The organism is Collimonas sp. PA-H2 (assembly GCF_002564105.1).
Lineage (GTDB): Bacteria > Pseudomonadota > Gammaproteobacteria > Burkholderiales > Burkholderiaceae_D > Collimonas.
In genome coordinates, this window is record NZ_PDBX01000001.1 from 1,871,615 (window position 1) to 1,891,599 (window position 19,985).

At 60.4% G+C, this 19,985-nt stretch carries 19 protein-coding genes; 6 read left to right on the forward strand and 13 right to left on the reverse strand.

Annotation, left to right across the window (positions count from 1 at the left end; genetic code table 11):
* Positions 1 to 10: 10 nt before the first annotated feature.
* The 6 genes from BCF11_RS08460 to BCF11_RS08485 all read right to left on the reverse strand — a co-directional run bounded on the left by BCF11_RS08460 (position 11) and on the right by BCF11_RS08485 (position 6,315).
* Positions 11 to 769, reverse strand: a complete 759-nt coding sequence (locus tag BCF11_RS08460; RefSeq protein WP_098494347.1) for an ABC transporter ATP-binding protein — start codon at positions 767 to 769, stop codon at positions 11 to 13.
* The gene (locus BCF11_RS08465) at positions 762 to 2,564 is read right to left on the reverse strand and encodes an ATP-binding cassette domain-containing protein (protein WP_098494348.1); all 1,803 of its coding nucleotides are present in this window, start codon (positions 2,562 to 2,564) and stop codon (positions 762 to 764) included. Before BCF11_RS08465 ends, BCF11_RS08460 begins: the two co-directional genes overlap by 8 nt.
* Complete coding sequence (locus tag BCF11_RS08470; RefSeq protein WP_098494349.1) at positions 2,564 to 3,631, reverse strand: branched-chain amino acid ABC transporter permease; 1,068 nt, start codon at positions 3,629 to 3,631, stop codon at positions 2,564 to 2,566. The genes BCF11_RS08465 and BCF11_RS08470 overlap by 1 nt, the downstream gene beginning before the upstream one ends.
* Positions 3,632 to 3,649: 18 nt before the next feature.
* On the reverse strand, positions 3,650 to 4,822 hold the full coding sequence (locus BCF11_RS08475) for an ABC transporter substrate-binding protein (RefSeq protein ID WP_098494350.1): 1,173 nt from the start codon (positions 4,820 to 4,822) through the stop codon (positions 3,650 to 3,652).
* Positions 4,823 to 4,919: 97 nt separating this feature from the next.
* Positions 4,920 to 5,495 (reverse strand): nucleoid occlusion factor SlmA, encoded by a 576-nt coding sequence (gene slmA, locus BCF11_RS08480; RefSeq protein ID WP_098494351.1) that lies wholly within the window; start codon positions 5,493 to 5,495, stop codon positions 4,920 to 4,922.
* Between the two features lie 91 nt (positions 5,496 to 5,586).
* Positions 5,587 to 6,315, reverse strand: coding sequence for an HAD-IA family hydrolase (locus BCF11_RS08485; RefSeq protein ID WP_233212419.1), 729 nt, complete (start codon positions 6,313 to 6,315; stop codon positions 5,587 to 5,589).
* A 79-nt stretch (positions 6,316 to 6,394) separates the two neighbouring features.
* Here BCF11_RS08485 and BCF11_RS08490 point away from each other — a divergent pair, with 79 nt between their 5' ends.
* The 3 genes from BCF11_RS08490 to fnr all read left to right on the forward strand — a co-directional run bounded on the left by BCF11_RS08490 (position 6,395) and on the right by fnr (position 9,471).
* Positions 6,395 to 7,372: a TraB/GumN family protein gene (locus BCF11_RS08490; protein WP_158229164.1), complete on the forward strand. Its 978-nt coding sequence runs from the start codon at positions 6,395 to 6,397 to the stop codon at positions 7,370 to 7,372.
* Between the two features lie 160 nt (positions 7,373 to 7,532).
* The gene (locus BCF11_RS08495) at positions 7,533 to 8,618 is read left to right on the forward strand and encodes a fatty acid desaturase (protein WP_233212420.1); all 1,086 of its coding nucleotides are present in this window, start codon (positions 7,533 to 7,535) and stop codon (positions 8,616 to 8,618) included.
* Positions 8,619 to 8,721: 103 nt separating this feature from the next.
* Positions 8,722 to 9,471, forward strand: coding sequence for a fumarate/nitrate reduction transcriptional regulator Fnr (fnr, locus tag BCF11_RS08500; protein ID WP_098494354.1), 750 nt, complete (start codon positions 8,722 to 8,724; stop codon positions 9,469 to 9,471).
* A 10-nt stretch (positions 9,472 to 9,481) separates the two neighbouring features.
* Here the strand turns inward: fnr and hemN are convergent, their stop codons facing one another.
* Positions 9,482 to 10,909, reverse strand: coding sequence for an oxygen-independent coproporphyrinogen III oxidase (gene hemN, locus BCF11_RS08505; RefSeq protein ID WP_098497387.1), 1,428 nt, complete (start codon positions 10,907 to 10,909; stop codon positions 9,482 to 9,484).
* 180 nt (positions 10,910 to 11,089) lie between these two features.
* On the opposite strand from hemN, the gene mnmC reads away from it, so the two are divergent.
* The gene (gene mnmC, locus BCF11_RS08510) at positions 11,090 to 12,883 is read left to right on the forward strand and encodes an FAD-dependent 5-carboxymethylaminomethyl-2-thiouridine(34) oxidoreductase MnmC (RefSeq protein ID WP_098494355.1); all 1,794 of its coding nucleotides are present in this window, start codon (positions 11,090 to 11,092) and stop codon (positions 12,881 to 12,883) included.
* Between the two features lie 16 nt (positions 12,884 to 12,899).
* On the opposite strand, the gene BCF11_RS08515 is transcribed toward mnmC, so the two are convergent.
* Positions 12,900 to 13,217 carry a YXWGXW repeat-containing protein gene (locus tag BCF11_RS08515; RefSeq protein WP_098494356.1) on the reverse strand — a complete coding sequence of 106 codons (318 nt, stop codon included), beginning with the start codon at positions 13,215 to 13,217 and terminating at the stop codon, positions 12,900 to 12,902.
* A 266-nt stretch (positions 13,218 to 13,483) separates the two neighbouring features.
* Here BCF11_RS08515 and BCF11_RS08520 point away from each other — a divergent pair, with 266 nt between their 5' ends.
* Complete coding sequence (locus tag BCF11_RS08520; protein ID WP_098494357.1) at positions 13,484 to 15,115, forward strand: NAD(P)/FAD-dependent oxidoreductase; 1,632 nt, start codon at positions 13,484 to 13,486, stop codon at positions 15,113 to 15,115.
* Between the two features lie 33 nt (positions 15,116 to 15,148).
* Here BCF11_RS08520 and BCF11_RS08525 read toward each other — a convergent pair whose 3' ends face one another.
* From BCF11_RS08525 to BCF11_RS08545, 5 genes are all read right to left on the reverse strand, one after another.
* Entirely contained in the window at positions 15,149 to 15,430 is a 282-nt protein-coding gene (locus BCF11_RS08525; protein ID WP_098494358.1) for a type II toxin-antitoxin system RelE/ParE family toxin, read from the reverse strand.
* Positions 15,420 to 15,668, reverse strand: a complete 249-nt coding sequence (locus tag BCF11_RS08530) for a type II toxin-antitoxin system Phd/YefM family antitoxin (RefSeq protein ID WP_098497388.1) — start codon at positions 15,666 to 15,668, stop codon at positions 15,420 to 15,422. The genes BCF11_RS08525 and BCF11_RS08530 overlap by 11 nt, the downstream gene beginning before the upstream one ends.
* A 221-nt stretch (positions 15,669 to 15,889) precedes the next feature.
* Positions 15,890 to 17,107: a cytochrome-c peroxidase gene (locus BCF11_RS08535; protein ID WP_233212421.1), complete on the reverse strand. Its 1,218-nt coding sequence runs from the start codon at positions 17,105 to 17,107 to the stop codon at positions 15,890 to 15,892.
* Positions 17,108 to 17,121: 14 nt separating this feature from the next.
* Entirely contained in the window at positions 17,122 to 18,561 is a 1,440-nt protein-coding gene (locus BCF11_RS08540; protein ID WP_098494360.1) for a metallophosphoesterase, read from the reverse strand.
* A 165-nt stretch (positions 18,562 to 18,726) separates the two neighbouring features.
* Positions 18,727 to 19,089 (reverse strand): MarR family transcriptional regulator, encoded by a 363-nt coding sequence (locus tag BCF11_RS08545; RefSeq protein WP_098494361.1) that lies wholly within the window; start codon positions 19,087 to 19,089, stop codon positions 18,727 to 18,729.
* 143 nt (positions 19,090 to 19,232) lie between these two features.
* Here BCF11_RS08545 and BCF11_RS08550 point away from each other — a divergent pair, with 143 nt between their 5' ends.
* Positions 19,233 to 19,802, forward strand: a complete 570-nt coding sequence (locus BCF11_RS08550; protein WP_098494362.1) for a hypothetical protein — start codon at positions 19,233 to 19,235, stop codon at positions 19,800 to 19,802.
* The last annotated feature ends 183 nt before the right edge of the window (positions 19,803 to 19,985 follow it).

Sequence of the window (19,985 nt, forward strand, 5' to 3'; positions counted from 1 at the left end):
ATCCGCAACATCAACTGGTTTTCTTCGCCAGTCCCAGATAGGTATCGATGACCTTGGGATCATGCGCCAGCTCGACTGCCGGCCCTTGCATGGCCATGTCGCCGGTTTCCAGCACATAGGCGTAATCGGCCGCCTGCAAGGCGGCACGGGCATTCTGCTCGACCAGCAGGATCGCTACACCGGTCTGCTTGAGACGCACGATGATGTGGAAAATTTCCTTGACGATGAGCGGCGCCAGGCCAAGGCTGGGCTCGTCCAGCATCAGCAATTGCGGCTTCGCCATCAAGGCTCGTCCCAGCGCCAGCATCTGCCGTTCGCCGCCGGACAGGCTGCCGGCCTGCTGCTTGCGCCGTTCCTGCAAACGCGGAAACAGCTCGTACACCACCGCCATCTGGTCGGCGTAGCCGCTCTCCCCTGCCTGGTAGCGCCGATAGCTGCCGAGCAGCAGATTGTCTTGCACCGTCATGCTGGCGAACAGCTCGCGCTTTTCCGGCACCAGGCACATGCCGCGCGCGACCCGTGTTTCGATCGCCACTCCAGCGGTATCCTGGCCCAGCAATCGCACCGTGCCGCGCATGCTGCCGTTGGCCGGCATGGCGCCGGCGATCGCGTTCAGCATGGTCGACTTGCCGGCGCCGTTGGGGCCGATCACAGTCACGATCTGGCCGGCGCCGACCTGCAGGCTGGCGCCATGCAAGGCTTCCACCTTGCCATAGGCGACGTGCAGGTCGCTCACTTCCAGCACCGGGTTGGCGACCGCGTCACTCATCGATGCCTCCCAGATAAGCTTCCAGCACGGCCGGATCTTGCTGGATCTCGGCCGGCAAGCCTTCGGCGATCTTGCTGCCGAATTCCATCACCACCAGCCGGTCGGTCAGGTTCATGACAAAATCCATATCGTGTTCCACCAGCAGGATGCTCATCCCTTCGGCCCTCAGCTTGCGCAGCAAATCGGCCAGCGCCAGTTTTTCCTGATAACGCAAACCCGCGGCCGGTTCGTCGAGCAGCAGCAAGCTGGGATCGCAGCACAAGGCACGGGCGATTTCCAGGATCCGCTGCTGGCCCAACGCCAGGCTGCCGGCCTCTTCATACAGCAAATGTCCGAGACCGACGCGTTCAAGCTGTGTCCTGGCCTCAAACAGCAAGCTCTGTTCTTCTGCCCGGTTCAGCCGCAGCAGGCTGGCGGCAATGCCGCCGACATCCTTGTGCGTACCGCGCAGGTGCGCGCCTATCGCGACGTTCTCCAGCACCGACATGCTACCCATCAGGCGTACGTGCTGGAAAGTGCGGGCAATCCCGCGCGCGACGATCCGGCGCGAAGGCAAACCCGAGATCGGCTGTAAACCCTGCCGGGTACGGAACCTGATCACGCCGCTGGTCAAAGGCAAAACTCCGGTCACCAGGTTGAACATGGTCGATTTGCCGGCGCCATTGGGACCGATCAAGCCGACGATCTGTCCCGCGCCGACGCTGAAGCTCATGTCGTTCACCGCCACCAGCCCGCCGAATTCCTTGCGCGCGCGATCGATCTCCAGCACCACGCCGACATCGGCATGCTTGTCCCGAATCGGCAGCGCAGCCGCCGATTCGGGCGCCCTTACCGTTGCTTTGGCCGGAACCAGTTTGCGCAGATACGGCCACAGGCCGTCGCGTGCACGCTGCAATAGCAACACCATCAGGATGCCGAAGACGATAGTCTCGAAATTGCCGTTGGCGCCCAGCAGTTTCGGCAGCCACGATTGCAACTGGTCCTTCAGCACAGTCAGCAAGGCCGATCCCAGGATCGCACCCCACACATAGCCGGCGCCGCCGACCACCGCCATGAACAGGTATTCGATGCCGGCGTTCAGGCCGAACGGCGTCGGACTCACCGAGCGCTGCAGATGCGCATACAGCCAGCCAGAGACGCTGGCCAGCAAGGCTGCCAGCACAAAGATCAGCACCTTGATCCAGGCGGTATTGACGCCCATCGCTTCCGCCATCACGCCGCCGCCGTTGAGCGCCCGGATGGCGCGGCCGGAACGCGAATTCAAGAGGTTTTGCAGGCCTGCGAGCGCGAGCAGCAGGATCGCCCAGATCAGGTAAAACATCTTGCGGCCGTTGTCGAGCTCGATGCCGAACAGCTTGACGGCGGGAATGCCGTTCAAGCCGTCGTACTTGCCCAGGAACTCCAGATTGCCGAACAAAAAATACAGCGACAAGGCCCAGGCAATCGTGCCCAGCGGCAGGTAGTGTCCGGACAAGCGCATGGTAATACCGCCGATCGCCAGGGCCGCCAGCGTCGTCACGCCCAGGCCTGCCAGCAGGCCGATCCAGGGCGACAGGCCGAACTGCGTACTGAGGTAGGCGGTGGAATAAGCACCCAGGCCGACAAAAGCGGCCTGGCCGAAAGAAGTCAGGCCGCCGATGCCGGTCAGCAGCACCAGCCCCAGCGCCACGATGGCATACAGGCCGATATAGTTGGCCAGCGTGATCCAGAACTCCGGCGTCGGAAATATCGGCAGCAACAGCAGGATCGCCACGAACGCGATGAACGGCAGTTTCACCAGATAGAAGCGCGGCATCACTGATCCCCCTCGTCGATCTGCTTGCTGGTCAGGGAACGCCACAACAGCACCGGGATGATCAGGGTGAATACGATCACTTCCTTGAAGGCGCTGGCCCAGAATGAAGAATACGACTCCAGCAAACCCACCAGCACAGCGCCGGCGGCGGCAATCGGGTAGCTGCCGAGGCCGCCGATGATGGCGCCGACAAAGCCTTTCAGGCCGATCAGGAAGCCGCTGTCGTAGTAGATGGTGGTCAGCGGCGCGATCAGGATGCCGCACAAGGCGCCCAGCGCAGCAGCCAGCGTAAACGCCAGCCGCCCCGCCTGCGTGGTGCCGATGCCGACCAGCCGCGCGCCGAGGCGGTTGACGGCCGTGGCGCGCAGCGCCTTGCCGGACAAAGTACGCTCGAAGTAGAGATAGAGCGCAACGATCAGCAGCAGCGAGACGACGATGATCACGCAACTCTGCCCGGAGACGGTCAGGCTGCCGATCTCGAAACGGGCGTCGGAAAACGAGGTGGTGCGCGATCCTTCGGCGCCGAACATCAGCAGGCCGATGCCGATCAAGGCATAGTGCACCGCCACCGAGACAATCAGCAACACCAGGGTGCTGGCTTCCGCCAGCGGCTGGAAGGCCAGCCGATAAACCATCGGCCCCATCGGCACCACGATCGCCAGCGTCAACAAGACCTGCAAAGGCATGGCCAGCGCCGCATGGCCATACAGGCGGGCGACGCCATAGATCGCCAAAGGCAGCACGACGAATTTCAGCAAAGCCAGGCCGATGCGGCGGACCAGCGCTGCCTCAGCCTGGCTTGCGCCATTGCGGCCGATCAGCAGCATCACTGTTTCCTGCACGAAGCTCAATACGCCAAGCGCCACCAGCAGGGTCGCCGACAAGGGGAATTTATCGGCCTGGATGGCGGCCAGCGTCAAGGCGCCGAAAGCCACGAACTCGCCCTGCGGGATAAAGATGACGCGGGTAACTGAAAACACCAGCACCAGCGCCAAGGCCAGCAGCGCATATACGGCGCCGCTGGTGATGCCATCCTGGGCCAGGATGGCGGCGATTGAGAGATCCATGCTTTTTTCTATACAGCGTTATTGCGCGGCGCCCAGCAGTTTCCATTTGCCGTTGACGATTTCCACCATCACGCGGGCGCGCTGGTCGAACCCGACATGGTCGGTTGGACTCATGTTGACGATGCCCTGCGAGACCGGCAGGTTCTTGATGGCTTCGATGCCATCGCGCAGCGCGGCACGGAATTCCTTGCTGCCGGGCTGGGCTTTCTTGAGCGCTTCAGGCGCAGCCGCACCCAGCAGCATGCCGGCATCCCAGGCATGGCCGCCGAAGGTGGAAATGCTGCCGGCGCCATAGGCTTTTTCATAGGCGCTGCGGTAGGCCATGGCCGATTTCTTGACCGGATTGCTGTTGGGCAGCTGCTCCGCCACCAACAAGGGCCCGGCCGGCAGGAAAGTCCCTTCGCAATCCTTGCCGCAGACACGCAGGAAATCATTATTGGCGACGCCGTGGGTCTGGTAGATCTTGCCTTTGTAGCCGCGTTCTTTCAAGGTTTTTTGCGGCAAGGCGGCAGGCGTGCCGGCGCCGGCGATCAGCACGGCGTCCGGATTGGCGCTGACGATTTTCAACACCTGGCCGGTGACTGAAGTGTCAGGACGGGCGAAACGTTCGTTGGCGACGATCTTGATCTTGCGCAGCTCGGCCAGCTTGGAAAACTCGCGGTACCAGCCTTCGCCATAGGCATCCGAAAAGCCGATGAAGGCCACGCTCTTGACGCCGGCATCCGCCATGTGGGCGATGATCGCGGTCGCCATGTGCGAATCATTCTGCGGCGTCTTGAAAATCCAGAGGCGCTTGGCGTCGACCGGTTCGATCAGCGACGCAGAAGCCGCCATCGAAATCATCGGCGTACCGGATTCGGCGGCGACATCGCTCATCGCCAGCGAACCGGGCACCGTGGTCGAGCCGATCAGCAGGTCGACCTTTTCTTCGCTGACCAGCTTGCGTGCATTTTTTACCGCGGTGGTGCTGTCGGTGGCGTCGTCCAGCACGATGTACTGCACCTTCTGGCCGGCGATTTCCTTGGGCAGCAAGGCAAACGTGTTCTTCTCCGGGATACCCAGCGACGCCGCCGGACCGGTGGCGGAAACGCTCACGCCCACCTTGATCTGGGCAAATGCGCCGCTGCTGCCAGCGGCCAGGGTAATTGCCAATGCTGCGGAAACGGTGGTCCCCAACCATGCTTTTTTCATCTGATCTGCTCCATTGAGTTGTACGGCGTGCGGCCTGCCATGGCGGGCGTCGCCAGCGTTAGACACTACCACCGCGCCAGCGATGGTAGCAAAAAAATCAAACCAGCATCAGGGCGACCTGCTGGGCGGCGTCGGCGCCTGGCTTGTGCTGGAAACGGCTCTTGGCGAAACGCTGCCAGCGTCCCAGCACGAAACTGGTCAGGATATTGGCGCGCATCGCGGTTTCCACCTCATTTGCCTCGCCTTGTGCTGCGGCAGTACGCAGCGCCTGCTTCAGCGCCAGTTCGATACGGTCGACGAACTGGTTCATGCGTAGTTGCAGGCGCTCGTCCTCGTTCACCAGCGCGTCGCCGATCATGACACGGGTCATGCCCGGATTGCGCTCGGCAAAATTCAACAGCATCAAGGTAATCGCCTGCGCCTGGTGCAGTCCCTTTTCCTGCTGTTCGGTAATCTGGTTGACCAGGCCGAATACGGTGGTCTCGATAAATTCGATCAGACCTTCGAACATTTGCGCCTTGCTGGCGAAATGCCGGTACAGGGCAGCCTCGGATACCGCTATCCTGGCGGCCAGCGCGGCCGTAGTGATCTTTTCCCCTTTGGGTTGTTCCAGCATGACCGCCAGGGTCTGAAGGATTTGTAGTTTACGCTCGCCTGGTTTGGTAGTAGCCATGGTTTTTTATTTTAGTAATGATGGAGATAAGGAAAACTGAGGCTGAACCGGCGCGCAGGATTGAAGCCAACATCCAGCCGCTATCGGGGCTTCAACGCAAACGGTGCAGATTCTTGCTCAGCTGACGGACGGATTTTACTTTGACATCGACGTAGTTGGGGCGCTTTATCGTATTTGACTGGTCCTTCAAGTACTGCGTCACCCATGCAGTGCGCATGCCGACCCGCTTGGCGGCCCTGAGATTGGCGATGGTATCCTCCACCAGGATGCAGCGCCGCGCCGGCACCTTCTCGCGCGCCATCAGCTGCCGCAACAGGAGGCGCGAGGGCTTGGGGCGCAACTGGCGGTGCACATGCATGGATTCGATCGAAATATGCTTGCCGAATTGACGCTGCAGGCGCAGATGGCGCATGACGTCGCCGGAATAGCCCAGCGGCGCATTGGTCAGCAGGATCTTGCGGCCCGGCAGCCGCCTGAGCAGATTGATCAGGCCGCGCTCGGCCCTGATCATCCCCAGCAAATCGTCGAAGCGATGGGCTTCGCGCAGAAAGTCCTCGGGCCGCACCTGATGGTGTTTTACCATGCCCAGCAAGGTTGCGCCATAGCGCCGCCAGTAGTTTTCTCTGGTGGCGTTGACAGTGGCGACGTCGGCATCGACGCCGTTGCGGCCCAGGGTGCGCGCCATGAAGGCGTTCATGTTGACGTGAATCGCCGGAAAAATCGCATGCGATGCGTTGTGCAGGGTATTGTCCAGGTCGAACAGCCAGAGCGCCGTATTATTTTTCTCCCTTGGCTTTTTCTTGCGTGTATCCATTACCATGATGTGCGCCGGTGCTTGCCCGGAATTAAAATCGTTGAAATCGTTAACCAAAGGGGAACATGTGTTTCATCAGATTATAGTGACATTACTCGCGCAGTTGCTGCAGCCCTTGCAAGGGAGCCGCCTGCGCCGCCTGATGCTGCCCCTCGGCCTAGGTGCTTTGCTGGCGAGCGCGCCGCCGCTTTTCGCCCAGGACGTCCTCGCCGGCGCTTCCCTGCAACCGTCTGCCGCGGTCCGCCAGGGCGGCGCCATGTTCCAGATACAGCGCGACGGCCGCAGCGCCTATGTATTCGGCACCATCCACGTCGGCAAGCCGGATTTCTATCCGATGGATGCAAAAGTATTGCAAGCTCTACAACAATCATGCTGTCTTGCGCTGGAAATCGATCCTGGCAATACTCAGGCCATGCTTCCGCTGATGAAAAAATACGGTTTCTACCTGGATGGCAAACCGCACCAGAAAGACTTGCCGCCGAAGCTGCAAAAACAACTGACCGCGCTGCTGGATAAATACAATATGGCGCCGGAGCAGATAGCCAGCCTGAAACCATGGCTGATTGCCACCATGCTCGGCATCAGCGAATACGCCAGCCAGGGTTATCTGTCGCAATACGGGGTCGACGGCACGCTCGCCAGCCTGGCGAAAAGCAGCAACAAGCGCCTGGTCGAGCTGGAAACCGCCGATGCGCAACTGGCGTTGCTGGGCAAGCTGTCGCTTGCCGAACAAGTCCAGTTCCTGCAGGATAGCGTCGATGAGATACAGGATCCGGCCAAGGCGCGGCGCTCCCTGGACCTCGTCAATTTGTGGCGCAACGGCGATCTCGACGGCCTGGCCGCGATGCTGGCGGAAATGAATGCCGAGGACAGCTTTGCCAGCAAATTCATGCAGCACTCCCTGCTCGACGGCAGGAATCCCGGCTTGGCGGACGGTATCGCAAAACTGACGAGCTCCGCAACCGATCCCTTCGTCGCCATCGGCATGCTGCATCTGGTCGGACCAAACAGCGTGCTGGCGATCCTGCAGCAGCGCGGCTATACGGTGAAGCGGATTTACTGAAGGCCGGCGGCGCTCGCCTTGCCATACCATTGCCTGCCGCAAGCCGCGGCCAGGCGGAACCAGTACTGCAATCTGCATAATCTTTGATCGAAATCAACGCCAGGCTGCTTCAAGTCTTCTAAGATCAGCCGGCGTTATCTCTATCTCAAAGGTTTGCCACATGAATTCCTCTCACTTGCCAGAGCCGGCATCACCGTCGGCAGCCATGCCGCATCGCAAAGTGATCCGCTCCTGGCTGCTGCCGATTGCGCAACGCGATACCGGCCGTGCGCTGGCGCTGGTGCTGCTTGACCTGTGCCTGTTTTCGGCGGCTATCCTGGCCACAGTCTGGCTACGCAATGCCGCCGCGAAATTGCTGCTCGGCGCAGTCGCCGGCTTCATCATCGGCCGTTTGTTCATACTCGGCCACGACGCCTGCCATCAAAGCTTTACATCGCACCGGCGCCTCAACCGCTGGCTCGGCCGCCTGCTGTTCCTGCCTTCGCTGACGCCTTACAGTCTGTGGGATATGGGCCATAACGTAGTTCATCACGGCTATACCAATCTGAAGGGTTTCGACTTTGTCTGGCATCCGCTGTCGCTGGAGGAATTTCAGGCGCTGCCGCGCCGGCGTCAATGGCTGGAGCGCGTCTACCGTAGCGGCTGGGCGCCCTGGCTCTACTATCTGGTGGAAATGTGGTGGCAGCGCATGTATTTTCCGAGCCGCCGCACCATGCCGACCCGGCGTCCGGCATTCGTCTGGGATGGCATACTGGTTACGGCAGCGGCGCTGCTGTGGATTGCCCTGCTGGCTGCAGCTGCTCTGGCGACCGCGCAGCCGCTATGGCTGACCCTGCTGGCCGGCTTTGTGCTGCCTTTGCTGTTCTGGAATGCGATGATCGGCTTTGTGGTGTACGTGCATCACACCCATACCGGGGTCGCCTGGTATGACCAGAAAACCGTGTGGGCGGCAGCGCAACCGTTTGTCTCCACCACCGTGCACCTGACGTTCCGCTGCCGTATCGGCGCGCTCTTGCATCACATCATGGAACATACCGCGCATCACGTCGACATGAGCATCCCGCTGTATCGCCTGCAGGAAGCACAGCAGATTCTCGAAACCATGCTGCCCTTGCGCATCGTGATCCAGAAATTCTCTTGGCGCTGGTATTTTGATACCGCGCGGCGCTGCAAGCTGTACGATTTCCGGCGCCATTGCTGGACCGATTTCTCCGGCATGCCGACCAGCGCCGCCTGCCTCAATTGAGCGGCGTGCAATTGCGGCAGGATTGCAGCCGTAGCAGGGTACATGGCGGTAAAATGAGGGATCTTGGCAAGTTGCAACGCCACGCCCTCCATCGGATCCCGCCATGAATCATGCTCCACTCCGTGCAGCGCCGCTGCTGGATGTCCGTGCCCTGCGCACCAGCTGCTCGTCTTGCAGCATGCATCAGCTATGCCTGCCGATGGGGCTGGATGAAACTGAGATGCAACGGCTCGACGGCATTATCGGCCGCCGCCGCGTATCGCGCGAGGCCAGCCTGTATCGCATCGGCGACAAGTTCGTTTCCCTGTATGCGGTGCGGGTCGGCCAGTTCAAGACCTCGCAAACCAATCCCGACGGCGCGCGCCAGATCACCGGTTTTCAGATGACCGGCGAATTGCTCGGCATGGATGCGATCAGCACCGACACCCATCAATGCGACGCGGTAGCCTTGGAAGATAGTGAAGTCTGCGAAATTCCATTCGCGCGGCTGGAAGAACTGTTCGGCGAGATTCCGACCCTGCTGCGGCATTTTCATCGCATCATGAGCAAGGAAATCACGCGCGAGCAAAGCGTCATCCTGTTGCTCGGCAATATGCGCGCGGAGCAGCGCTTTGCGGCTTTCCTGGTAAACCTGTCGTCGCGCTATGCGGCGCGCGGCTATTCACCGACCAGCTTCCAGCTGCGCATGACGCGCGAAGACATCGGCAACTATCTCGGCCTGACGATCGAAAGCATCAGCCGCCTGCTGTCCAAGCTCAAGAAGGATGGCCTGCTGAAAGTCAGCAACAGGGAAATCGAACTGACCGATTTACCGATGCTGAAAGCGCTGGCGACTGGCGCCGAAGCCTGCTGACGGTCTGGCCTCAGATGGTTTTTGAATAGCGCAGCGGCGTTCTGTGCGGATCCAGATAACGATCGAACACCATGCAGATATTACGGATCAGCAAACGCCCTTTCGTGGTCACGCTGATCCAATCCTCATCGATGGTCAGCAAACCATCGGCTTCCAGCTGCCGCAATTGAACCAGCTCGGCGGCGAAATATTCGGCAAACCGGACCGGATGCGCGATCTCGATCGAAGCCAGCGACAGTTCGAAATGACACATCAGATGCTGGATGATCAGCCGCCGCAGCAAATCGTCCAGGTTCAGCTTGATGCCACGCGCAATCGGTAGTTCCTGCCGGTCGAGCCGCAGATAGTAGGCTTCCAGCGTCTTTTCATTCTGGCTGTAGCTGGCGCCGACAGCGCTGATCGCCGATACGCCGCATGCCACCAGATCAGATTCGGCATGGGTCGAATAGCCTTGGAAATTGCGGTGCAAGCGCCCCTGCCGCTGCGCAATCGCCAGATCGTCACCCGGCCTGGCAAAGTGATCCATGCCGATATACACATAGCCGGCTTCGGTCAAGCGCTGAATGCACAGAAACAGCATGTCGATTTTTTCTGCCGGCGTCGGCAGATCGCTGCCGGCTATCCGCCTTTGCGGTTTGAACAGGTGCGGCATGTGGGCATAATTGTAGATGGCGATGCGGTCCGGCGACGCCACAATCACCTTCTCCAGCGTTTGCGCAATGGATGTCAGGCTCTGCTTGGGCAAGCCATAAATCAGATCGATGCCGACTGAACGAAAGCCGGCAAAACGCGCCGCATCGATGATGCGCAGCGTGTCTTCTTCAGCCTGTATCCGGTTCACCGCCTTCTGCACCGCCGGGTCGAAATCCTGCACGCCCAGGCTGAGCCGGTTGAAGCCTTGGCGGCGCAGCGTGACGATACGCTTCGGCGTGACGGTGCGCGGATCGACTTCTATCGAATACTCGCCCAGCTGGCCGGGCGCGAACTGAAAATGCTGATGCAAATGCGCCATCAGCTCGCTCATCTGGCGGTCGCTGAGATAGGTTGGGGTGCCGCCGCCGAAATGCAGCTGCTCCACCTGGTTCATGCCTTCAAACAAGGCGGCCTGCATCGAAATCTCGCGCTTCAGATACGTCAGGTAGAGTGCGGCCTTGCTCAGATTCTTGCTCACCACTTTATTGCAGGCGCAGTAGTAGCAAACCGTATCGCAAAACGGAATGTGCAAGTACAGCGACAAGGCATGCCGCGCACCCATCGCATGCCGCTCCGACACTGCCTGATGATAGGCTTCGGCGTCGAACTCCGCGGAGAACCTGTCTGCCGTCGGATAGGAGGTGTAACGCGGTCCGAGCTGGTTCATCCTGCTTAGCAATGCGGGTTCAAACGCCAGCGCAGCCAGCGGCGCTGCTGCGGCTATCGTCTCTTGGGAAGTTAACATGTACCGGCTCCGGCGATTGGCTGTATCCATCGCCACAGCGTAGCGGGCCGAGCCGGCAAGCGCTTTGATATAGATCAAGCGCCAGCTTTACTATGAGCGCCGCACGCTCGATACTGCATATAATCGCTTATTGATTACCAATTTCTTGCCATCTTGCCTCTCATTCATCCAGTCTCAGCATTGCCGACAGATTCCAGCCGCTGGCAAGGGCGGGATCGCTACGTGCTGCTGGACAGCGATTTTGGCGACAGCGCACAGTTTTTTGCGACCTGGCTAGCCTGGCGCGACGATGCCAACCGTCCGCGGCAACTGCATTACCTGGCGCTGGTGCCGGCCATGACTACCCTACACACCTTGCGCCGGATGCTGGAACAAGCACCGCAGTGGCAGGCTCTGGCGGCCGAGCTTTGCGCCGCATGGCCGCCGGCCGTCCCGGGATTTCACCGGATCTTCCTGCAAGATGGCCAGCTGGTGCTGACGCTGATGTTTGGCGATAGCGCCACCTGCCTGCGCCAGATCGTGGCCAGTGTCGATGCCTTCCACTTGCGTGGGCATGGCTGGCAGGAATGGCCGCTGCCCATGTTCAACACGCTAGGCAGATTGGCCGCCAGGCAAGCCAGCCTCGCCATTTCCGGCCCTGGCGCCGTGCCGCAAGACGCGCAACGGACGGCGCTGCAGCAAGCGGGATTCGTCTTTGAAGAAGACGCCTTGCGCGCGCAATTTGCGCCGCGCTTTACGCCCAGGTCGCCGCTCGCAAGCACACCGCCTTTGACAGAGCGCCATGCCATCGTAATCGGCGCCGGACTGGCCGGCAGCGCTGCTTGCCAGCGGCTGGCGCGACGCGGCTGGAGCGTCACATTGATCGAACGCCACGCTGAAATAGCACAGGAAGCCTCGGGCAACGCCGCCGGCATTTTCATGCCCCTGCTGTCGCGCGACGACAACCCAAGTTCACGCCTCAGCCGCAGCGCCTATCTGTTCGCCCGGCACGTCTGGCGCCAGCTGGGCGGCATCGGCAATGCCTTCACCGGCGCCGCCTGCGGCGTGCTGCAAATCGCCCGCGATGCCCAGCACGCCGGCGCCCAGCAACAACTGGCAAGCCACTGGCGCTATCCTGCCGATTTTGCGGAATGGCTGGACCAGGCCGCGGCCAGCCGTCTGGCCGGTACTCCGGTCAGCAATGGCGCTTGGCACTTCCCGGCCGGCGGCTGGGTACAACCGCGCAGCTTGTGCCGGGCCATGCTGGACGACTGCGGCGCCAGCCTACGAATTCTTTTCGGACAGCGAGTCGAAAGACTTGAATATGAGCAGCAACGCTGGGTAGTGCGCGCTGAAGGCGGCATCGAAATTGCCCGCGCGCCCATACTGATACTGGCCAACGGCTGCGACGCACTCGCTTTCCCGCAAGCGGAAGACTTGCCCCTTACCACCGTACGCGGGCAGATCACCCATGTCGACGCCAGCCTGGCGCCATCCATAGCGCCGGTGATTTGCGGCGAAGCCTATCTGACCCCGCCCAGCGGAAATATCTGCAGCGTCGGCGCTTCTTACGACGAAGATAGCGATCAGGCGCTGCGGCAAAACAGCCAGGACGACAATCTGGCGCGGCTGGTCAATATGCTGCCGGGCTGGTTCGCCGGCGACTTGCCGCTGGCCGGGCGAGTTGGCTTCCGCTGTGTCGCCAGCGACCGTTTACCCCTGGTCGGCGCCGTGCCGGACAAACACGGGCCATGCAGCGTGCGCGAGGCGAAACTGAAAGACCTGCCGCCGCGCTTTCCCGGCCTGTACAGTCTGCTTGGTTATGCATCGCGGGGATTGATCTGGGCGCCGCTAGCGGCAGAGTTGCTGGCGGCGCAACTGGAAGGCGAGCCTTTGCCGATCGAGGCCGATCTGGCAGCGGCGCTCGATCCGGCGCGGTTTTTACTAAAAAAACAGCACCGAAATGTCGCAGGCTCAGTCAAAAGGGCGCCCTGAGGCACCCTGTGTCGATTTAGCGAGCCCAGCGATACGGCCTCATTTGCCAATCGCCGCGCGGTCCTCTGACCCAGCTTGGCGGCACGTAACGGTAACCCGGCCGCGCTCTCAGCCAGCTGCCGCCAACCCATTCGTGACGGCGGCCATTCCATTGCCAGTATCCGGGCGCCCAGACATAGCCGCGGCGCGGCGCCGGCATTACTTCATGGCGTGGCGGCGGCGGTTGACCGATCCGGACGTTCGCATATGCCTGTGCCTGAGCCTGCGTCATTGGCGCCATGAATCCGGCGCCCAGGGCCAGGACACTCACGCATAATATCGATTTGATCTTCATTGGGGACCTCCTTAATTTGTTTGAAAACATCGGACGACGATTAAATATAGGTCATAAACATGGGCTTACTTGTAATTTTGTGTTTCCAAAAGATACACGTTTTGAAAGCATGGAAATACCTTGCGAACTGCCGTAGCAGCGCCCCCTAAGGTAAAATGACGGCCTGCCAGACGGCATTGTCGTTTTATAAAATATGTGCGGGATAGCGCCTTGGCCTTGCCAGGCCAAGCTTGCGACCTGTCCCCACCTGACTTCCCGGATTACCCATGTTGCGATTGAACGAAGTACAACTACCCCTGGACCATCCTGAAGACGCCCTGCATGCCGCGATCCTGGAGCGGCTGGGAATCGCCGCGGAGGAAATGCTCGGTTACACAATTTTCCGGCGCAGTTACGATGCCCGTAAAAAAACCGCGGTGATCCTGACTTATACGGTGGATGTCGAACTCAAGGATGAGAGCTCGGTTCTTAAACGGCGCGCCGGCGACCGCAACGTGATGGCGACGCCGGACACCAACTACCGCTTCGTAGCGCAAGCCCCCAGCCAGCTGAAATCGCGGCCGGTGGTGATCGGCACCGGGCCCTGCGGCCTGTTTGCCGGACTGATCCTGGCGCAGATGGGCTTCAATCCGATCATCCTGGAACGCGGCAAGGCAGTGCGCGAACGCACCAAGGACACCTGGGGCCTGTGGCGCAAACGCGAACTGCAGCCGGAATCCAATGTGCAATTCGGCGAAGGCGGCGCCGGCACCTTTTCCGACGGCAAGCTGTGGACCCAGATCAAGGATCCCAAGCATTACGGCCGCAAGGTGCTGACCGAATTCGTCAAGGCCGACGCGCCGGAAGAAATCATGTACGTCAGCAAGCCGCATATCGGCACCTTCCGCCTGGTCAAGATGGTCGAACAGATGCGCGCCACCATCGAGGCGCTGGGTGGTGAATTCCGTTTCCAGCAAAAGGTCGAGGACATCGCCATCAAGTCCGAAAACGGCCAGGGCCAGGTACAGGCCGTGGTGCTGGCCAGCGGCGAGACCATCGTCACCGACCATGTGGTGCTGGCAATCGGCCACAGCGCGCGCGATACTTTCCAGATGCTGTACGAGCGCGGCGTCTACATCGAAGCCAAGCCTTTCTCGCTCGGCTTCCGCATCGAGCATCCGCAATCGCTGATCGACCGCTGCCGTTTCGGCCCGAGCGCCGGCCATCCGATTCTCGGCGCGGCCGACTACAAGCTGGTGCATCACTGTGAATCGGATCAAGCCCTTGGCCGCGCGGTCTATAGTTTCTGCATGTGCCCGGGTGGCACTGTGGTGGCTGCCACCTCGGAACCAGGACGCGTGGTGACCAACGGCATGAGCCAGTACTCGCGCAACGAGCGCAACGCCAACAGCGGCATCGTGGTCGGCATCACGCCGGCCGACTATCCGGGTCATCCGCTGGCCGGGATCGCCTTCCAGCAGCAATGGGAATCGCGCGCGTTTGAACTGGGCGGCGGCACTTATGATGCGCCGGGCCAGCTGGTGGGCGACTTTATCGCCGGCCGCGCGTCGACCACGCTTGGCTCAGTGATTCCATCCTATAAGCCGGGCGTGCTGCTGGGCGATCTGAGTACTTCGCTGCCTGATTACGCAATCGCCGCTATCCGCGAAGCCTTGCCGGCTTTCGATAAACAGATACGCGGCTTTGCCATGAATGATGCGGTGCTGACCGGCGTCGAAACCCGCACCTCGTCGCCGATCCGCATCAAGCGCCACGACGACAGCCTGCAAAGCCTGAATACCACCGGTCTGTTCCCGGCGGGTGAAGGCGCGGGTTATGCCGGCGGCATCATGTCAGCGGCGATTGATGGGATTCGGGTGGCGGAAGCGGTTGCCTTGAGCATCCTGAATAAAAACTAAGCACACTGAAAGACGTTAGGAAACGCAAGCTCCCTAACCTCTTTCAGCGGCCTTGTACGCGGCATTGCGCTCACGCTTGCCCACCGCCACGACCAGCACGATCAGCTGTTTGTCGCGCACTTCGTAGACCAGGCGATAGCCAGCCTGGCGCAACTTGATCTTATAACGGCTGCGAGAGCCGGATGGCTGCGCCGAGGGCACATGCGGATTCTGCAAACGCTCTTCCAGCTTATTCTTGAATTGCTCACGCATGCCGGGGTCGAGCTTGCGCCATTCCTTCAGCGCCTCTTCAAGAAACGCGAGCTCAAAGTTCATCCAGCCTGACCTTGATGACAGCCTGCCCGGTGCGGGCATCCGCAATGGCATTCAGCTCCATGTCTTCCAGTTTGTTCATCAAGGCCTCATAGGCTTTTGCCGGAACACAGTAGAAGGCAGGCTGGTTCCGGTTCAAGATCGCCACAGGGAATCCCTCGCCGGTGGCGACGGTCCCCATCGGGTCTTTTTTTAACTCGGAAACACTGGCGGTGGTTTCGGCAAGAATAAGGTGCACCATAGAAATACTCTTAAAAGTATTATTAACAGCACCAATAATAGCATCTTTCATGACATTCCAATAAAATCGGACTGACAAATGGAAGCGAGCATTCGCTCAACGAGAGATGCTAGTCTCGCCTGATTTTTACGTCCGGCTCATAGGGATATTCATAAGTCTTGGCTGAAAAAACAGTCGCTACTCAAGGAGAAAAGGGCCTCCCCTGCATGCAACCGGCCATTTTATTTATGGGCAGATTCTGCGGGCGGCTTGACAAACTGCGCGTCGGTCAATGTTTTCAAAAAAGCCACCAGATCGTCGACATCGCTATCGCTCAAGGCCGGCGTGCTGCCTTCGCGCCGGTTGTATGGCACCGAGTTGATATTGACGTTTTCCCGATAGGCGGGCGGCACGTCATCGAATTTGACGCCGGTCTTGTACCAGTCGCCCGGCTTGGTGGCGCGCGTTGCATAAAACGCGACGGCATCACGCAGTGAGGTGAACACGCCATTGTGCATATAGCTTTCACGCACGGCGACATTGCGCAAGCTGGGGGTCTTGAAATAGCCGCACCACTGGCTGCTGTCCGGCCACTTCAGATCGGCCGCGGTTTTGCACAGGCCGACATCGTAGAACTTGGGATTGCGGTTTTCAGCGATGCGGCGGTTGCGCGGCACGGCTGCCGCGTCGTAGCCGAAATCGGTAAACATCGAACGAGCCGGATTAGCGGATTTGTCGTTGAACTTGTGACAGGACATGCAGTTGCCTTTATCAGGATCCTTGAACAAACGTAGCCCGCGCAGCTCAACCTCATTCAATTTTCCGCTGCCGCGGATATAGTCGTCGTACCTGGAACTGAAGGGCGTCATTTCATCGCTGCGTAAAAATGCTTGCAGCGCCCGGCCGGCAGCCTGGCTGGCCTGCGCCGGCCGCTCGAATATCGCGGCGCCAAACTGCGCACGCATATCGGGTGCATAAGCTTGCGCCAGTTTGCGCGCAAGCTGGCGCGGGTTGCGGTTATTCATTTCCAGCGGATTGAACAAAGGGCCCTGCGACTGTTCCGCCAAGGTATCGGCGCGCCCGTCCCAGAAAAATCCGCCAAATGGAATCGGCGCCAGCGCATCATCGTCCTGATAGAAAAAGCGCGGCGGCGTATAGCGCAGGTACAGCACCGAAGGCGTATTGCGCGTACCCAGGCTGGCTGGACGGCTGCCGAGCGCGACGCCGGTGCGCGATCCGTGATTTCCTGAAAAAGCCTGCGCCGGTGCATGGCAGCTGGCGCAGCTGGTGCCGCGCGGTTCCGACAGGCGCGTATCGAAAAACAGTTTGCGGCCCAACGCAACCAGCGCCGAGGAATCAGCAGGCGCGGCAGCCGGCGCCGGCATTTCGGGATAGAGCGGCGGCGTGCCCGCCGGCGCTACGCCGACGAGGAATAGGCCGCTCAGCAGGAGCCATTTCAACCGCGCCAACAACATCAGTTTGGCGCCAGATAACCGGTCTTGTCGCAACTGATGTTACTGCCGGTTTGCAGACAGGTGGTGAGCAGCAGGCCTTTGCGGGTATACGCTTTGTATGCCCACGCGCCATTGCTCTGGCGGTCCATCACCATGAAGCCGAAGCTGCTGGTATGGGAAATCTTGTCGACGATGGCGCCGGGAGCCGGATTGGTGTTGGCCGGGAAAGGATCGGCAAAATTCACATCGAGATTATCGCCGCCATTGCCGGAGACGAAAGTGGCCGGATGAGCTGAAGAGAAGTTGATGGCCTGGAAATCATGGACGTGGCCATGGATCGCCGTCTTCACGCCGGACGGATAGAACGCGGTCGGGTTGACGCTTTGCATAACCGATTGCAGCGCCTGATTGCCCGGGGCCGGTGGCGCGCCGGCTATCGGTGCGAAACCGAGGATCGGATGATGATTCGTGAAAATGCTGTTGACGCCGGCCTTCGCCGCCAGCCGGTTGACCGCCTGGAATTGCGCCTGGTAAGCGATGAACTGAGGATCGCTGGTCGCCAGCGCCGCCCTGCCCGCCTTGGCCGAATCGAACACGATCACCTGAGTGTCGGCGCCGACCGCCACGGCATACGGATCGGACAGATTGCCGGCCGCATCATTGGCCGGATCGTTGCAGGAACGCTTGGGATCCGCCGCCTGCGTATCGAGGAAACGGAACCAGCCCTGGCCGGCGCGCGCGCATTCCTCGTGATTGCCGCGCACCATGACCCACGGCGCCGCCGCCATCAAGGGCGCCGCCGGCTTGAACAGGTCCGCCTGCCAGGCATCCCAGCCGTAGCCCCAGGGACTGTCCTTGCAACCGGCGATATCCGCCGGGCAAGCGTTTTCGCGATAATGATAATCGCCGATGTGCAGCACCAGATCCGGTTTCATGGCGGCAGCGGTGCTGGCGATTTCGGGAAACGGCCAGGAGTCGCCGTCATCGCAGGCCTGCCAGGCGTTGTCGGCCTTTTTCAGGCGGCAGCCGGTATCCGCCAGCACCACGATGCGCTGCGGCGCCTGTTTCGGCAACGGCAGACTGCGGGAGCCGACCGAGACGCCGCTGCTGTCGGCCGGCACCAGGTATTCACAGGCGGTGACCGGGAAAGCGGAAGGCTTGGAATCCGCAGCCGCGCTGGCGGTAGGGCGCTGCGCCACGGTCGCGGCGGCGGCGCGCACCGTCATCGCCACATAGCTGGAACCATCGCGCACATCAGGGCAGCCGGCGTCGCTGGTGATCACCCTGACGATAGCCTGGTTGTTGCTGCCGATCGCCACCCAGGCTGCCTTGACGCCGGCGTCAACGTTGCTGTCGCTGCCGCCGCAGGCCGCTGCCAGCAGAGCAAGGGCCATGCTTGAAGCGAACTTGAACGCATTTACAAATGGCTTACGGTGCTGCTGTTGCTCGATGGCGTCCATGATGCTCGCAAGGATGAAGGTGGATAATGCTGAGTTGATAAATTATAAAAATAAAATGTGACGCGCTTGTTACATTCGGCAGGCAAAAAAATACGCCGAAGGCGCATGCCGTCGGCGTATTTTCATTTCAGGGAAGGTGCTGCCGCGACAGCAGGGAAAACGGTCTTATTTGCTGACGTCCCGCGTTGCCTGCACCAAGCACTTGGATAATTTGTCAAAATGCAGCCACGCCGCCTGGCTCAGCTCAACCTGCTTGCGGCGCGCATCGTCGGTATCCGACAATACTATCCAGCCCTTTTCGCGCATCGACTTCAGGCGCGCATGCAGCATGGCTGGCGAACCGAGTTCGCTCTGCGCCATCATGTCGCGCACCGAAAGCCGTTCGCGCGCCTGCCCTGCGCGGGCCACAAAGGCCAGGATGCGGTCTTCCAGCGGATCCAGCGACGGCAACGACGGCAAGCCGCGCAGCGCGTTCGCCAGTTGCAGGAAACGCACATAGATATCTGCAGGTCGGCTGTTTTTGTCCATGGCTATTTTATAAACTGCAGGAAAAACGAAAAACTATCGCTGTTGATTTCATAACGATCATACTCGCCAATTTACGGCCTCCGCAAGCATCTTGCCACACTCCCGCCACACATATGCGGATAGTTCGGTAATATACGCGCGCTATGTCCCCCACTTCGTTCCCTACCGAGAAATTCCGTCTGCACCTGCTGACTGTCACCATCACGGTGGCGGCCTACATGCTGGTGTACATGACCAATGACTGGCTGTTCAAGCACATAGAGTTTACCCAGGGGATCGCCTGGATCTATCTGCCGGCGGGGATACGGCTGATTTGCACATTGCTGTTTGCCGAGGCCGGGGTGTTCGGCATCCTGATCGCCTCGCTGCTTACCTCCAGCATCTATGCCATCTTTCCCGGCGATCCGGTGACCACCATCGGCTATAGCGTCATCTCGGCGCTGGCGCCCTATCTCGCCTACCGCTTCACCTTGCAGGAAATGCGCTTGCAGCCTTCGCTCGGGAACCTGACCACCACGCGCCTGCTGGCCTGCATCCTGCTGTACGGCCTGACCAATCCGCTGCTGCAGCTGATGTGGTTTGTCATGCGCGGCATTTCCTATCACTTCTGGTCGGGCCTGATCGTCATGTCCATCGGCGATCTCACCGGCTCGCTGATCGTGGTGTATGCGATCAAGCTCCTGCTGTCCTTCTTCCCGGTGCCGCGCCGCTGAGCGCGTCCTGCCGGTGCTGCCGGTGCTGCGTGGCACGATCGCCACATTGTCATCGATTGTAATACTGCCGAAATAATTCCTCGCTATTCTGCCGCACAGTTATAGAAATTATAGCGGTCAGCCAACGCCAGGCTACGCCTCGGGCGGAGCTTTGTGCGCGTTCCGCTATCACGACAACTCATA